This window comes from Rathayibacter sp. AY1C7, from assembly GCF_002931865.1.
In the GTDB taxonomy this organism is placed as follows: domain Bacteria; phylum Actinomycetota; class Actinomycetes; order Actinomycetales; family Microbacteriaceae; genus Rathayibacter.
The window spans coordinates 21271-35341 of record NZ_PSWB01000035.1; the positions used below are offsets into that span (position 1 = coordinate 21271).

A 14071-nucleotide genomic window follows, 5' to 3' on the forward strand; every position below is an offset into this window, starting at 1 on the left:
CCGGTGGGACTACTTGATCGACTCGATCGCGGTGGCGACGGTCGAGGCGAGCTCGGAGCTCAGGGGAGCGGAGCCGGCCTGAGCGGCGGCGGCCTCCTGGCCCTCCTCGCTCGCGACGTAGGAGGCGAAGGACTTGACGACCTCGCCCTTGTCGGCGTCCGCGTACTCCTGGCACACGATGAGGTAGCTGACCAGGACCATCGGCCAGGCGTCCGCCTCGGTGCCGGTGCGGTCGATCTTGATCGCGAGGTCGTTGTCCTCGCGGCCCTCGGCGATGGGCGAGGCGGCGACGACCGCCGCGGCTCCGTCGGCCGAGATGGTCGAGAACGCGTCGCCGACCTTCAGCTGCGCCATGTCCATGCCCTGGGCGCCGGACTCGTCGGCGTAGCCGATCGTGTTGGTGCCGTTCTTGACCGCGTCGACGACACCCGAGGTGCCCTTGGCGCCGTCACCGCTCTGGTACGGGAAGGTCTGCGCGGCGGGAGCGTCCCAGACGTCGCTCGCGGTGGCCGCGAGGTAGTCGGTGAAGTTCTGCGTGGTGCCCGAGTCGTCCGAGCGGTGCACGGAGGTGATGTTCGCCGACGGGAGGGTCGCGTCAGGGTTCAGGGCCTTGATCTCCGGGGCGTCCCAGGAGGTGATGGTGCCCTTGAAGATGCCCGCGATGGTGGCCGCGTCGAGCTTGAGCTCGTCGACGCCCTCCACGTTGAAGATGACCGCGATCGGCGAGATGTAGACCGGGAGGTCGATCGCCTTGGTGTCGGGGGCGCACGCGGCGAAGGTGCCCGCGAGCTCCTCGTCCTTGAGCGCGGAGTCGGAGCCGGCGTAGTCGGCGGCGCCGTCGATGAAGTTGGTGCGGCCGGCGCCGGAGCCCTGCGGGTCGTAGTTGACCGTGACCTCGGGGTTCGCGGTCTGGAACGCGGCGGCCCAGGTGGTCTGCGCGGTGCCCTGAGCGGACGAGCCGATCCCGGTGATGGTGCCGGAGAGCGTGGAGGTGGTGGCCGAGCCGGAGCTGCCGCCTGCGGCCGGTGCCTCGTTGGCAGCGCAGGAGGTCAGCGTGATCGCTGCGACGGCGGCGACGACGGCCGCCTGGCCGAGACGCGAGAATCTCACAAGTATCCCTTTCGGGTAGGAAAGCGTGGAAAACAGAACAGGGCCTGGTGCAGCCCGCGAGCGAGAGTACGGAGGGGTCGTGTCCTGGCACCGACCGCTCGGTGAACGCGCGGTGAACGGGTCCGCCTCGGGGATTGCGGAGCGACGGGGCGGCGGGGAAGGCGCGGTGCGTCGGGCGCGTCCCGGCTGCGCGACCGGCCCGGTCCGGAGGGACCCGTCGAGCCGGCCGCGCAGCGCCCGGGCGGGTCAGGCCAGCGGCGTGTGCGTCTCGATCGCGACGATGCCGGAGCCGGGGTGACCGGTGGAGAGGTGCACCACGGCGAAGCCGCCGGTCGGGAGCGCTGCCGCCTCGTCGAGGTAGGCGCCGAGAGGGGTCGCCGTGGCGAGGGCGATCTCGCGCAGGATCTCGGGGATCACCGGCCGGTGGCTGCAGAGGACGGCGGTGCGGCGGGCGCGGACCCGCTTGCCGACCAGGGCGCGGACGTCGGCGGTGCCCTGCTCGTGCGCCTCCTGGCTGAGGTCGTCGCGCAGCTTGACCGGCTTCCTGACCAGACCGGACAGCGGGGCGATGGTCGACCGGCAGCGCTTGGCGGTGCTCGAGACGAGGCGGCGCGGGCGCCAGGCGGCCACGGCCTCAGCGGCGGCAGCGGCCTCGACCCGGCCGCGCCCGGTGAGGCGGCGGGTGGAGTCGCGGCCGTCCCAGGAGGAGGCGGGCACCGCCTTCGCGTGCCGCAGGACCACGATCGCGAAGGTCTCGAGCGCACCGCGTGCGGCGATCCGGGCGAACTCGTCGACGATCGTCACGTCGTGCGGATAGGTCAGGTAGCTCCGGGCCCGCTTGAGCGTCACCCACTCGAGCGCCTCGACCTCGTCGTTCGGGAGGAAGTCGGACGCCAGGACGGCCTTCTCGGTCACCTGCGCCGCCCAGTAGTAGACGGCCTTCGGGCGCCCGCTCGGCAGCGTGTACTCGGTGCACCCCAGCGGCACCCCGAGCGCCACCGAGAGCCCGGTCTCCTCGCGGATCTCGCGGACCGCGGTCTCCGGTAGGGACTCGCCCGCGTCGACCTTGCCCTTGGGCAGGCTGACGTCCCGGCGGTGCGGCCGGTGGATCACGAGGATGTGCGGGCGGCCCTCGATGATCCGCCAGCACACCGCTCCTGCTGCGTAGACGGTGCCCGTCACGGGCGTCAGCGGCTGGAGGCCCGGTTGGCGGACCGTGTCGCCGCGCGCTTGCGATGGGTGATGTGCTGCATCAGCTGGTTCTGGAGGTCGGCGAGCGGAGCGCCCTCCTCGTCGAGGTGGTGCCGCGTCCAGTCGCCGTCCGGGCCGAGCCACCAGGAGGCGGTCCGCTCGTCCATCGCCCGCTCGAACATGTCGTCGATCTCGCTGAGGTGCGCCGGCTCGACGATCCGCACCAGAGCCTCGACGCGGCGGTCGAGGTTGCGGTGCATCATGTCGGCGCTGCCGATGAAGACGTCCGGCTCGCCGCCGTTGACGAAGCTGAAGATGCGGGAGTGCTCGAGGTAGCGGCCGAGGATCGAGCGCACGCGGATGGTCTCGGAGAGCCCCTCCTGGCCGGGCTTCAGCCCGCAGATGCCGCGCACCCAGACGTCGACCGGCACGCCGGCCTGGCTGGCGCGGTAGAGCGCGTCGATCACGGACTCGTCGACGATCGAGTTGACCTTGATCCGGATGCCCGAGGGCCGCCCCGCGCGGGCGTTCTCGGTCTCGGCGGCGATCCGCTTGAGCAGGCCCTTCCGGAGGTGGCGCGGCGCGACGAGCAGGCGCTTGAACTTCTTCTCGATCGCGTAGCCCGAGAGCTCGTTGAACAGGCGCGTGAGGTCCTTGCCGACCTCGGGGTCGGCCGTCAGGAGTCCGAGGTCCTCGTAGATGCGCGAGGTCTTCGGGTTGTAGTTGCCGGTGCCGATGTGGGAGTAGTGGCGGAGCACTCCGCCCTTCTCCTGGCGGATGACGAGCGCGAGCTTGCAGTGGGTCTTCAGCCCGACGAGCCCGTAGACCACGTGCACGCCCGCCTTCTCGAGCTTGCGCGCCCACGAGATGTTCGCCTGCTCGTCGAAGCGCGCCTTGATCTCGACCAGGGCGAGCACCTGCTTGCCCGACTCGGCCGCGTCGATGAGCGCCTCGACGATGGGGGAGTCGCCCGAGGTGCGGTAGAGCGTCTGCTTGATCGCGAGCACGTCCGGATCGGCCGCCGCCTGCTCGAGGAACGACTGCACGCTCGTCGCGAAGGACTCGTAGGGGTGGTGCAGGAGCACGTCGCCGCGGGAGACGGCCTTGAAGACGTCCTGCCGCTGGTTGGGCTCGCTGGGCGAGAGCTGCACCGCCGTCGTCGGGACGTGATTGGGGTACTTCAGGTCCGGGCGGTCGATCTTCTGCAGGCTGAAGAGCCCGCTGAGGTCGAGCGGGGCCGGGAGCTTGTAGACCTCCTGCGTCGTGATGTCGAGCTCGCGGACCAGCAGGCCCAGCGTCTCGTCGTCCATGTCGTCGGTGACCTCGAGGCGGATGGGCGGGCCGAACCGGCGGCGCAGCAGCTCCTTCTCGAGGGCCTTGATCAGGTTCTCGGTCTCGTCCTCGTCGACCTCGACGTCCTCGTTGCGCGTCACCCGGAACACGTGGTGGTCGAGGATCTCCATGCCGGGGAACAGGTCGTCCAGCTGGTTGGCGATCAGGTCCTCGAGCGAGATGAACCGCATCGGCTCGCCCGGCGCCGCGACTCCGGCGATCCGCACGAAGCGGGGGAGCATCTGCGGCACCTTGAGGCGCGCGAACTCAACCTTCTGCGTCTTCGGGTTCCGCACCCGCACCGAGAGGTTGAGCGAGAGGCCGGAGATGTAGGGGAACGGGTGCGCCGGGTCGACCGCGAGCGGCATCAGCACCGGGAACACCTGGGCCGAGAAGTAGTCGTCCAGCACGGTGCGCTCGGCGTCGCTCAGCTCGTCCCAGCGGACGAGGTCGATGCCGCCGTCGCGCAGGGCGGGCTCGACGAGCTCCTTGAACGCTCGGGAGTGGCGCTGCTGCAGCAGGTGCGCCTTCTCCGAGATGTCGGTCAGCACGTCGACCGGCACGCGGCCGATGTTCGTCGGCAGGGCGAGCCCCGTGAGGATGCGGCGCTTGAGGCCGGCGACCCGGACCATGAAGAACTCGTCGAGGTTGGACGAGAAGATCGCCAGGAAGTTCGCCCGCTCGAGCGCCGGAACCAGCGGATCCTCCGCGAGCTCGAGCACGCGCTGGTTGAACGCGAGCCAGCTCAGCTCCCGGTCGAGGTAGCGGTTGTCGGGGAGGAGCGGGTCCGAGTGCTCCTCCTCGTCGTCGAAGTCGTCGTCGAGGTCATCGCTGAGACCGTCTTCGAGAAGCAGGTTGTCGCCGTCCATGCGACCATCCTGGCACCGCGTCCGTCCGCTCCGCGCCGCCGCTCGTGAATGCCGGATGAACGGGGCCGGGGGAGGCCCTGTGGAGGAGTGCCGGCTCAGCGCAGCGGCGCGGCGCGCTGCAGGTACTGCACGTCGACGGAGGCGTCCGTGAACCCGAGCGAGCGGTAGAGCGCCACCGCCGACCGGTTCTCGGCCTCGACGTAGAGGTCGGCCGTGGTGCAGCCGCGCTCGAGCATCCGCGCGAGCCCGGCGTTCAGCAGGGTGCGGCCGAGTCCCCGTCCGGCCGCCTCGGGGGCGACCCCGAGGACGTAGATCTCGCCGGTCGTCGATCCGGGCTCGATCTTGAGCCAGTCGTAGCTGAGGAGCGTGCCGTCGGCGTCGCGGAGCAGGAGGAAGTCGCCCTCGTCGAACCACGGCTCGGCGCGGCGGGCCGCCAGGTCCTCCTCCGTCATCCGCCCCTGCTCGGGGTGCGCGGCGAAGATCCGCGCGTTCAGGGCGATCCACTCGGCCGGAGCGAGGTCGCGGGCGTCCGAGAGGACGACGCCCTCGGGGACGCGGACCTCGGGGGCGGCGAGCGGCTCGAGCTCGAGGTGCAGGAGGGTGCGAACCGGTGCGAAGCCGTGGGAGGCCGCGAGGGCCCGGGCGGCGGGGTGGTCGCCGTGCGCCCAGGCGAGCAGGCCCGTCCGGCCGCTCGCGAGGACCTGCTCCAGGGTCGCGGTGCCGAAGCCGACCCCGCGCCACTCCGGATCGACGACGAACTCCAGCTCGCCCTGCCCGAGGATCGCCGCCGCCACGACCACGTCCGCGCGCAGCCCCACGAGGAGGGTGCGCGAGCCGGCCCGGGCGTCGACGAGCGTCTGGTCGCTGAAGGGGGGCTGGTGGTCGAACCAGGCGGCGCGCCCGATCAGGTGCTCGAGGCCGGCCGCCACCGCGGGATCGGCCAGGTCCTCAACGGACAGGTTGAGCGACTCGCTCATTGTCCTCTTCGTACACGTTGAAGCGGTATCCGACGTTGCGGACCGTGCCGATCAGCGACTCCAGGTCGCCGAGCTTCGCGCGGAGGCGCCGCACGTGCACGTCGACCGTGCGGGTGCCGCCGAAGTAGTCGTAGCCCCACACCTCGCTCAGCAGCTGCTCGCGGGTGAAGACGCGCGAGGGGTGCGTGGCGAAGAAGCGGAGGAGCTCGAACTCCTTGAAGGTGAGGTCGAGCGGGCGCCCGTGCACCTTGGCGGAGTAGCTGGCCTCGTCGATCACGACGCCCGAGGCCTGGATGCGCGAGGTCGACTGCTCCTGCGCCAGCCGGCCGATCACCAGGCGGATGCGGGCGTCGACCTCGGCGGGGCCGGCCGAGTCGAGGATGACGTCGTTGACGCCCCAGTCGGCCGAGACGGCCGTGAGCCCGCCCTCCGTGAGGATCAGGATGAGGGGGACGTTGATGCCCGTGGTCGTGAGGATCTTGCAGAGCGACTTGGCGCTGGCGAGGTCCTGCCGCGCATCGACCAGGATCAGATCGCAGCTCGGGGCGTTCACGAGCTGGGCGGGCTCCGCGGGGATCTGCCGGGTCCGGTGGCTGAGGAGCCCCAGTGCGGGGAGCACCTCGGCGCCTCCCGCCGAGGTCAGTATCAACAACTGCGCCACGGATCCTCCAGAACTGGTCTGCCCGCAATACTAGCGGCGGGCCGGGAGGGGCGTCCGCCTGGGGCACAATTGTCGGATGGGCAGGGATCGGGTGGGCATCGGAGTCGTCTGGGCGCTCGCACTCGCGGGCTCCGTGCTGACGCTGGCGATCGCCGCTCCGGAGTCCCGGCAGCTCTGGCTCGCGCTGACGTTCGGCGGCTGCGTGCTCGCGACCTTCGCGGTGCAGCTCGCCGTGGCCCGCGCCGAGGGGTACCTCCTCCGCGCGATGACGAGCATCGTCGGAGCGATGGCCGTGGTCGCGGTCGCGAGCGGGATCGCCCTCCTCCTCCCCGCCTGAGCAGTCGCGCCCTCCCGTCCCGAGCGCCCGGATCCGCACCGCCTGAGCGGCCGCGACCGCCCCGCCCCGGCGTCGGAACCGGCGGGTAGGATGAGCGCATGCTTCTCGCCCTGGAACTCTTCTACCTCGGTCTGCTCGGGCTCGCCTCCCTCGCCATCGCGTGGGTCTCCGGCGTGGTCGTCTACAAGCTCTACCGCGGCCAGCGCTAGCCGCCGCCGGAGCCCGAGTGATCTCGCTTCCGTCGGGCCTGCCGCCCGAGCTCGTCCCCCTGTCCTGGCTGCTCGGTGTCTGGGAGGGCTCGGGCGTCATCGACTACACGATCGGCGACGACTCCGTCCAGGCCGAGTTCGGCCATCGCATCAGCTTCAGCTACGACGGCCTCCCGTACCTCAACTACAACTCCTACACGTGGCTGATCGAGGAGGGCGCCGAGGAGGCGCCCCGGCCGCTGGTCACCGAGACCGGCTACTGGCGCCTCAGCCGCGCTCTGACCGAATCCGACGCCGGCCCGGGAATGCTGCCCGGCCGCGGCGCACCCGCCTTCCCCGACGCGGAGTCCGTCGAGACGCTGCGCAACGCCGCCGGCGGCTTCGACATCGAGGTCTCGCTCGTGCACCCGGACGGGGTCAGCGAGCTCTACCTCGGCCAGGTCAAAGGGCCGCGGATCGACCTCGCGACCGACGCGGTGATGCGCACCGCCGCGGCGAAGGACTACGCCGCCGCCACCCGCCTCTACGGCCTGGTCGACGACCACCTGCTGTGGGCGTGGGACATCGCCGCGCTCGGCCAGGGCCTGCGGACCCACTCCTCCGGACGGCTCGCCCGTGTCGACTGACGCGCTCTCCCCGCTCCTGGCCGCCCCGGGCGCCGTCGCCACGACGAGCGCCGCCGAGCCCGGCGTCGCCGCCCACTACGGCGAGCCCTTCCGCGAGCAGCGCGCTCTCGCCGCGGGCACCGCGCTCGTCGACCTCTCCGGCCGCGGCGTCGTGACCGTGACGGGGCCGGACCGCCTCACCTGGATCGACTCGCTCACCAGCCAGGCCGTCTCGCGCCTCGATCCCGGCGCGTCCGCCGAGACGCTCCTGCTCGACCCGACCGGCCGGATCGAGCACGTCATCCGCCTCGTCGACGACGGCGAGACCGCCTGGCTCCTGCTCGACCGCGACGAGACGGCCGGCCTGGCCGCCTGGCTCGACCGGATGCGCTTCATGCTCCGCGTCGAGGTCGCCGACCGCACCGACGACTTCGCGACCCTCGCCGCCCTCGGCGACGGGCCGGCCCTGACGCTCGCCCTGTCCCTGGCCGAGGAGCCCGTCGTCTGGAGCGACCCGTGGTCGCAGGTCCAGCCGGGCGGCTGGCAGTACGCGCTGACCACAGAGCACCCCGGGGCCTCCTGGGAGCTGCGCGAGGTCCTGGTCCCGCGAGCGGCCCTCGAGGCCCTCGCGGAGACGGCCGTCGGGGTGGGAGTGGCCCTCGCGGGAGTCGACGCCCTCGAGGCGCTGCGCATCGCCGCCTGGCGCCCGCGCCACGTGACCGAGGTCGACGAGCGGTCCATCCCGCACGAGCTCGACCTCCTCCGCTCGAGCGTGCATCTCGCCAAGGGCTGCTACCGAGGCCAGGAGACGGTGGCGAAGGTGCACAACCTCGGGCACCCGCCGCGGCGCCTGGTCCTGCTGCAGCTCGACGGCTCCGACTCGGTCCTCCCCGCCCACGGCGACGTCGTCACGGCGCTCAAGGGCGGCGAGCCGGTCGAGGTCGGCACGGTCACCTCGAGCGCCTGGCACTACGAGGACGGACCGGTCGCTCTCGCGGTCGTCAAGCGGAGCGTCCCGGTGGACCTCGAGCTGACCGTGCTGGCCGGCGACTCGCGCGTGGCCGCGGCCCAGGAGGTCGTGGTCCCGCCCGGAGCCGGAGCGGAGGCGGGAGTGCCCCGCCTGCCCCGCCTCGGGGCGACGACCAGGTAGGCCACGCCGTGGTGGCCGCACGTCCCGCCGAGCGGGGCCGGGCGGCCGAGCGGCTGCGCGGTCTCGTCCGGGCCCCCGAGCTGAGTCCCGCGCGCGCCCTCGCCCGCGCGGGGGCGTCGCTCCCCGCAGTGCTGCAGATCGTGCTCGCGGCGACCCTCGCCTACTCCGTCGCGCACTTCCTCCTCGGGCACCCCGCGCCGGTGCTGGCGCTGACGGCCACGATCTCGAGCCTCGGCATCGCGCGCGACACCCGTCCCAAGCAGGTGGCCGAGACAGCGACGGGGATGCTCATCGGCATCACGGCCAGCGAGGTCCTGCTCCTGCTGTGGGGGAGCGGCGTCTGGCAGCTCGCCGTCGTCCTCGCGATCGTCTTCACGCTCGGCCGGGCCCTCTCGCCCTCGCCGGGGTTCGCCGTGGCCGCCGGGACCCAGGCGATGCTGGTGATGGTCCTCCCTGCGCCGGACGGAGGCGTCTTCACCCGGAGCGTCGACGGCCTGATCGGCGGGCTCGCGGCGCTGCTCTGCACGGCGATCGTGCCCCGCCCGCCGCTGCGCACGGCGCGGGCCGAGGCGCATCGGCTCCTCACCGCGCTCAGCCGGACCGTGGAGGAGCTGGCCGAGGCGCTCCGCCGGGGCGACTCCTCGGCGTCCACCGCAGCCCTCGAGCGGATCCGCGGGACGCAGCCGGTCATCGACGGCTGGACCGCGGCGCTCGACTCCGCTACCGGCGTCGCCCGGATCTCGCCGTTCGTCCGTCGGCACCGCGGCGAGCTCTCCCGCCAGGCCGTGATGCTGTCCGCGCTGGATCTCGCGACCCGGAACCTGCGCATCGTCGCGCGCCGCACCGACTTCCTCGTCGGGGACGGCGCCCCGCGGCCGGCGCTCGCCGGAGCGGTCGCCGCCCTCGGCCCGGGTATCGCGCTGCTCGGCCGCGCGGTCGCCGATCCTTCGGTGCTCGCCCTGGCGCGTCAGGACCTCGTGCTGCTCGCGACCACGCTCGACCCCCAGCGGCTGATCCCGGAGGCGCGCCTCGCCGAGAAGACGGTGCTCGTCCTGCTCCGCCCGCTCGTCGTCGACCTGCTCACGGCGACCGGCGCCGCTCCCGCCGAGGCTCGGGCCGCCCTGCCCCCGCTCGCCTAGGGCTCAGGAGGTCCGGTGCTCAGGCCCGGCGCTCAGGCCCGGCGCTCAGGAGGAGGGGGCGACCGCCTCCCACGCGACCGTCACCTCGCCCAGGCGCCAGCGCCGCGGCCCGCCGAGGACCGGCCACTCCGGCCGGAGGTCCCGGACCGTCGCGATCCACCGCTGACTAGGACCGTAGACGGCGAGAGGGGCGTTCAGCGTCCACGCCCGCTCGAGGGCGGAGAGGAAGGCGTGCACGCCCTCGCCGGGCACGTTGCGGTGGATGAGGACCTTCGGCAGGCGCTCGGCCGCCGTCATCGGCGAGGGGATCGCCGCGAGCCGGAGCGAGAGGGTCAGCGAGCGCGGGCCCTCCCGGCCGACCTCGACCCAGGTGCAGATGCGGCCGATCTCGTCGCAGGTGCCCTCGACCAGGACGCCGTCGGGCTGCAGGCGGTCCGTCATCGTCGCCCAGGCTGACTGCACCCCGTCCTCGTCGTACTGGCGGAGCACGTTGAAGGCGCGGATGACGTCCGCCCGCCGCCCCGCGGGCAGGGGCACCTCGAAGCCGCCGCGCTCGAAGCGCACGCGCGCGTCCGCGGGGAACGGCGTGCCGCCCTCCCTCACCCGGGCGAGCTGGCGTCGAGCGGTGTCGACCCGGGCGGGCTCGATCTCGAGGCCGAGCACCTCGACGTCGGGCGCGGCCCGGACGAGCCGGCGGTGCAGCTCGAGCGTGGTGACCGCGCTCGCCCCGAAGCCGAGATCGACGACGAGCGGGGAGGCGGTGCTGCACAGGACGGGCAGCTCGGCGAGCCGGCGGTCGACCCGGCGGAGGCGATTCGTGCCCGTCGTTCCGCGGGTGACGGCTCCGATGGGCATGCTCTCCAGCGTATCCGCGGGCGAGGGGGCCGCCTCTAAGCTGGACGCATGTCCGAGACCTACACCCTCATCCTCGTGCGCCACGGCAACAGCGAGTGGAACCAGAAGAACCTCTTCACCGGCTGGGTCGACGTGCGCCTGACCGAGCAGGGAGTCGCAGAGGCCACCCGCGCCGGCGAGCTGCTGACCGAGGCGGGCCTGCACCCCGACATCGTCTACACGTCGCGCCAGACCCGGGCGATCCAGACCGCCAACATCGCCCTCGAGGTCGCCGACCGCCTGTGGATCGACGTCAAGCGCTCCTGGCGCCTCAACGAGCGCCACTACGGCGCCCTGCAGGGCAAGGACAAGGCGCAGACCCTCGCCGAGTACGGCCCCGAGCAGTTCCAGACCTGGCGCCGCTCCTTCGACGTGCCGCCGCCCCCGCTCGACGACGACGACCAGTACTCGCAGGCGCACGACGAGCGCTACGCCGACCTCGGCGACGCCCTGCCCCGCACCGAGTCGCTGAAGCTCGTGATCGAGCGGATGCTTCCGTACTGGGAGTCCGACATCAAGCCGGACCTCGCCTCGGGCAAGACCGTCATGATCACCGCGCACGGCAACTCCCTCCGCGCGCTGGTGAAGACGCTCGACGGCATCTCGGACTCGGACATCGCGGAGCTCAACATCCCGACCGGGATCCCGCTCGTCTACGAGCTGAACGAGGACTTCGAGCCCATCGGCGAGGCGCGCTACCTCGACCCCGAGGCCGCGGCCGCCGGTGCCGCCGCCGTCGCCGCCCAGGGCGCCAAGAAGTAGCACCGCCCCGAACGCGCGAACGGCCCGCCCGAGTCCTCGACTCCGGCGGGCCGTTCCCGTAGCCCCGGAGGCGGAGCGCACGGACACGTCCGGCCCGCAGGAGACGCTCGTTCCTGCGGGCCGGACGGTGAGACGGGCTGGAGCCCGAGGTGTCGACTAGGAGTAGTCGCCCGAGATCAGGTACTGGACCTTCTTGGCGATCGACACGGCGTGGTCGGCGAAGCGCTCGTGGTAGCGGCTGGCGAGGGTCGCGTCGACGGTGTCGGCGGCCTGGCCCTTCCACGCCTCGCTGAGCACCTTGTCGAAGACGCTGACGTGCAGCTCGTCGATCTTGTCGTCCTCGTCGCGGATCTCCTCGGCGATGCGCGGGTCCTGCGAGCGGAGCAGGTCGGTCAGCTTGTGCGCGACGACCACGTCGAGGCGGCCCATCTCGACGAACGTCGGACGCAGGCTCTTGGGGACCACCTTGTCGGGGAAGCGGTAGCGCGAGAGCTGGGCGATGTGCTCGGCGATGTCGCCCATCCGCTCGAGCGATGCGCTGATGCGCAGCGCCGAGACGACGATCCGCAGGTCGCGGGCGACCGGGTTCTGCCGGGCGAGGATGTCGATCGCGAGCTCGTCGAGGCTGATGGCCAGCTCGTCGATGCGCGCGTCGCTCGCGATGACCTCCTCCGCGAGGGTGACGTCGGAGTGGTTGAACGCCTGGGTCGCCTTCTCGATGGCGATCTCGACGAGTCCGGAGATCTCGACGAGTCGTTCCTGGACCTCGGCCAGCTCCTGCTGGAAAACTTCGCGCATCTGTGTTCGACCCTCTCTACGGCGCGCGCGGACGACGGCGCCGGATCTGCGGCGAGCACCTCGCACGCCGCTGCGACTGCACTCCGTGGGCGCAGGCGCAGTCATGATGACCACGGCAGGTTAACGGACGGTGCCGGGCGTTTGAACAGTACTCGACCCCCGGAGGATCGACGGGCGTCCGGTAGGGGGACGCCCGGTGGATGGTTAGCCTGGGTCCGTGGATTCGGGCTTGATCGTGGTTCTGTCACTCGTTCTCGGTGTCGCGATCGGGATCCTTCTGACGACCGTGCTCACGCTCGCCGCCCGCCAGGGCCGCATCGCGCAGGACGTGATCTCGGTCGGGCTCCCCGAGGGGATCGAGGCGATCATCGACGCCGTCGGCTCGCCCGCCTTCGTGACCGACCCGTCGCACAACGTGCTGAAGGCGTCCACCCGCGCCGTCGCGCTCGGCCTGGTCTCGCAGGACACGCTGCTCCACCCCGACCTCGCCGCCATCGTCGACCGCGTCCGCCGCTTCGGCGACGACATCGTCCAGGACCTCGAGCTCGCGACCAGCCCGCTCTCCGACGCCGCCGTGACGCTCGTCGTCCACGCGACCCGCCTGGGCTCCCGCTACGTCCTCGTCATCGCCGAGGACCACACCGAGGCGCGCCGGCTCGAGGCCGTCCGCCGGGACTTCGTCGCCAACATCTCCCACGAGCTGAAGACCCCGATCGGCGCCGTCGGCCTGCTCGCCGAGGCCCTCGACTCCGCCGCCGACGACCCCCAGCAGGTGCGCCGCTTCGCGCACCGGCTGACCCAGGAGTCGCACCGCCTCGCGAAGATCACCCGCGAGATCATCGAGCTCTCCCGCCTCCAGGCCGCCGACGTCGCCGGCTCCGCCGAGATCATCCGCGTCGACGACGTCGTCACGGCGGCGCTCGAGACCACCCACGTCCTGGCGGAGTCGCACGACGTCACCCTGGTCAAGGGCGGGATGAAGAAGGCCTACGTCGTGGGGCAGGAGAAGATGCTCGTCTCGGCGCTGCACAACCTCCTCGCCAACGCCATCCAGTACTCGCCCGCCGGCTCCCGCGTGGGCATCGGCGTCCGCTCCACCGGCGGCGTCGTCGAGATCGCCGTCACCGACCAGGGCATCGGCATCCCGGAGGAGGACCTCGACCGGGTGTTCGAGCGCTTCTACCGCGTCGACCAGGCCCGCTCCCGCCACACCGGCGGCACCGGCCTCGGCCTCAGCATCGTCAAGCACGCCGTGCAGAACCACGGCGGCGACGTCCGCGTCTGGTCCAAGCCCGGCCGCGGCTCCACCTTCACCATCCGGCTCCCCGAAGCCGACCCCGCCCGGACGCCCTTCGCGGCGACCGCCCCGATAGGAGAACACGCGTGACCAGCATCCTGCTCGTCGAGGACGAGAGCGCCCTCAGCGAGCCCCTCAGCTACCTGCTCGAACGCGAGGGCTACGACGTCACCGTCGCCGAGGACGGCAACCGCGCCGTCGCCGCCTTCGACGAGGGCGACTACGACCTGATCCTCCTCGACCTCATGCTGCCCGGCATGCCCGGCACGGAGGTCTGCCGCGAGATCCGCACCCGCTCCTCCGTCCCGATCATCATGGTCACCGCCAAGGACTCCGAAGTGGACATCGTCGTCGGCCTGGAGCTCGGCGCGGACGACTACGTCACCAAGCCCTACTCCACCCGCGAACTGCTCGCCCGCATCCGCGCCGTCCTCCGGCGCCGCACCGAGGAGCCCGGCGAGGAGCGGATCGTCGTCGCCGGCCCCGTCCGCATGGACATCGAACGCCACACGGTCGAAGTCGACGGCGTCGAGACCCCGATGCCCCTCAAGGAGTTCGAGCTCCTCGAGATGCTCCTCCGCAACGCGGGCCGTGTCCTCACCCGCGGCCAGCTCATCGACCGCGTCTGGGGCAGCGACTACTTCGGCGACACGAAGACCCTCGACGTCCACGTCAAGCGCATCCGCTCCAAGATCGAGAAGACGCCGAAGGAGCCGGTGCTTCTGGTTACTGTCCGCGGC

At 72.1% G+C, this 14071-nt stretch carries 14 protein-coding genes; 7 read left to right on the plus strand and 7 right to left on the minus strand.

Annotated features, from left to right (window positions below):
- Nucleotides 1-9 precede the first annotated feature (9 nt).
- From pstS to C5C69_RS15310, 5 genes are all read right to left on the minus strand, one after another.
- Nucleotides 10-1110, minus strand: coding sequence for a phosphate ABC transporter substrate-binding protein PstS (pstS, locus tag C5C69_RS15290; protein WP_104233897.1), 1101 nt, complete (start codon nt 1108-1110; stop codon nt 10-12).
- Nucleotides 1111-1356: 246 nt separating this feature from the next.
- Nucleotides 1357-2292 carry an NUDIX domain-containing protein gene (locus tag C5C69_RS15295; RefSeq protein ID WP_104258254.1) on the minus strand — a complete coding sequence of 312 codons (936 nt, stop codon included), beginning with the start codon at nt 2290-2292 and terminating at the stop codon, nt 1357-1359.
- 5 nt (nt 2293-2297) lie between these two features.
- Complete coding sequence (locus C5C69_RS15300) at nt 2298-4502, minus strand: RNA degradosome polyphosphate kinase (RefSeq protein ID WP_104224702.1); 2205 nt, start codon at nt 4500-4502, stop codon at nt 2298-2300.
- Between the two features lie 95 nt (nt 4503-4597).
- Entirely contained in the window at nt 4598-5479 is an 882-nt protein-coding gene (mshD, locus tag C5C69_RS15305) for a mycothiol synthase (RefSeq protein WP_104258255.1), read from the minus strand.
- Nucleotides 5451-6140, minus strand: coding sequence for a winged helix-turn-helix domain-containing protein (locus C5C69_RS15310; protein ID WP_104224700.1), 690 nt, complete (start codon nt 6138-6140; stop codon nt 5451-5453). The genes mshD and C5C69_RS15310 overlap by 29 nt, the downstream gene beginning before the upstream one ends.
- 76 nt (nt 6141-6216) lie before the next feature.
- Here C5C69_RS15310 and C5C69_RS15315 point away from each other — a divergent pair, with 76 nt between their 5' ends.
- From C5C69_RS15315 to C5C69_RS15330, 4 genes are all read left to right on the plus strand, one after another.
- On the plus strand, nt 6217-6477 hold the full coding sequence (locus C5C69_RS15315) for a hypothetical protein (protein ID WP_146076503.1): 261 nt from the start codon (nt 6217-6219) through the stop codon (nt 6475-6477).
- 226 nt (nt 6478-6703) lie between these two features.
- On the plus strand, nt 6704-7312 hold the full coding sequence (locus C5C69_RS15320) for an FABP family protein (protein ID WP_104258256.1): 609 nt from the start codon (nt 6704-6706) through the stop codon (nt 7310-7312).
- On the plus strand, nt 7302-8441 hold the full coding sequence (locus tag C5C69_RS15325; protein ID WP_104258257.1) for a folate-binding protein YgfZ: 1140 nt from the start codon (nt 7302-7304) through the stop codon (nt 8439-8441). Before C5C69_RS15320 ends, C5C69_RS15325 begins: the two co-directional genes overlap by 11 nt.
- Nucleotides 8442-8449: 8 nt before the next feature.
- Nucleotides 8450-9580, plus strand: coding sequence for an aromatic acid exporter family protein (locus tag C5C69_RS15330; RefSeq protein ID WP_104233893.1), 1131 nt, complete (start codon nt 8450-8452; stop codon nt 9578-9580).
- Between the two features lie 45 nt (nt 9581-9625).
- Here C5C69_RS15330 and C5C69_RS15335 read toward each other — a convergent pair whose 3' ends face one another.
- Complete coding sequence (locus C5C69_RS15335) at nt 9626-10435, minus strand: class I SAM-dependent methyltransferase (RefSeq protein WP_104258258.1); 810 nt, start codon at nt 10433-10435, stop codon at nt 9626-9628.
- A 48-nt stretch (nt 10436-10483) separates the two neighbouring features.
- Here C5C69_RS15335 and C5C69_RS15340 point away from each other — a divergent pair, with 48 nt between their 5' ends.
- Nucleotides 10484-11236, plus strand: a complete 753-nt coding sequence (locus C5C69_RS15340) for a phosphoglyceromutase (RefSeq protein WP_104224694.1) — start codon at nt 10484-10486, stop codon at nt 11234-11236.
- 156 nt (nt 11237-11392) lie between these two features.
- Here C5C69_RS15340 and phoU read toward each other — a convergent pair whose 3' ends face one another.
- On the minus strand, nt 11393-12034 hold the full coding sequence (phoU, locus tag C5C69_RS15345) for a phosphate signaling complex protein PhoU (RefSeq protein ID WP_104224693.1): 642 nt from the start codon (nt 12032-12034) through the stop codon (nt 11393-11395).
- Nucleotides 12035-12251: 217 nt separating this feature from the next.
- Here phoU and C5C69_RS15350 point away from each other — a divergent pair, with 217 nt between their 5' ends.
- Nucleotides 12252-13421 carry a cell wall metabolism sensor histidine kinase WalK gene (locus C5C69_RS15350; RefSeq protein WP_104258259.1) on the plus strand — a complete coding sequence of 390 codons (1170 nt, stop codon included), beginning with the start codon at nt 12252-12254 and terminating at the stop codon, nt 13419-13421.
- Nucleotides 13418-14071 (plus strand): response regulator transcription factor (locus tag C5C69_RS15355; RefSeq protein ID WP_104258260.1); only part of this gene is annotated, 654 nt, incomplete at its 3' end. The genes C5C69_RS15350 and C5C69_RS15355, both read left to right, overlap by 4 nt.

Bases quoted from the DNA above. Each gene is read 5' to 3' on its own strand.
- C5C69_RS15300 (WP_104224702.1), bottom strand. From the start codon at position 4,502: ATGGACGGCGACAACCTGCTTCTCGAAGACGGTCTCAGCGATGACCTC.
- mshD (WP_104258255.1), bottom strand. From the start codon at position 5,479: ATGAGCGAGTCGCTCAACCTGTCCGTTGAGGACCTGGCCGATCCCGCG.
- C5C69_RS15315 (WP_146076503.1), top strand. From the start codon at position 6,217: ATGGGCAGGGATCGGGTGGGCATCGGAGTCGTCTGGGCGCTCGCACTC.
- C5C69_RS15335 (WP_104258258.1), bottom strand. From the start codon at position 10,435: ATGCCCATCGGAGCCGTCACCCGCGGAACGACGGGCACGAATCGCCTC.
- C5C69_RS15340 (WP_104224694.1), top strand. From the start codon at position 10,484: ATGTCCGAGACCTACACCCTCATCCTCGTGCGCCACGGCAACAGCGAG.
- phoU (WP_104224693.1), bottom strand. From the start codon at position 12,034: ATGCGCGAAGTTTTCCAGCAGGAGCTGGCCGAGGTCCAGGAACGACTC.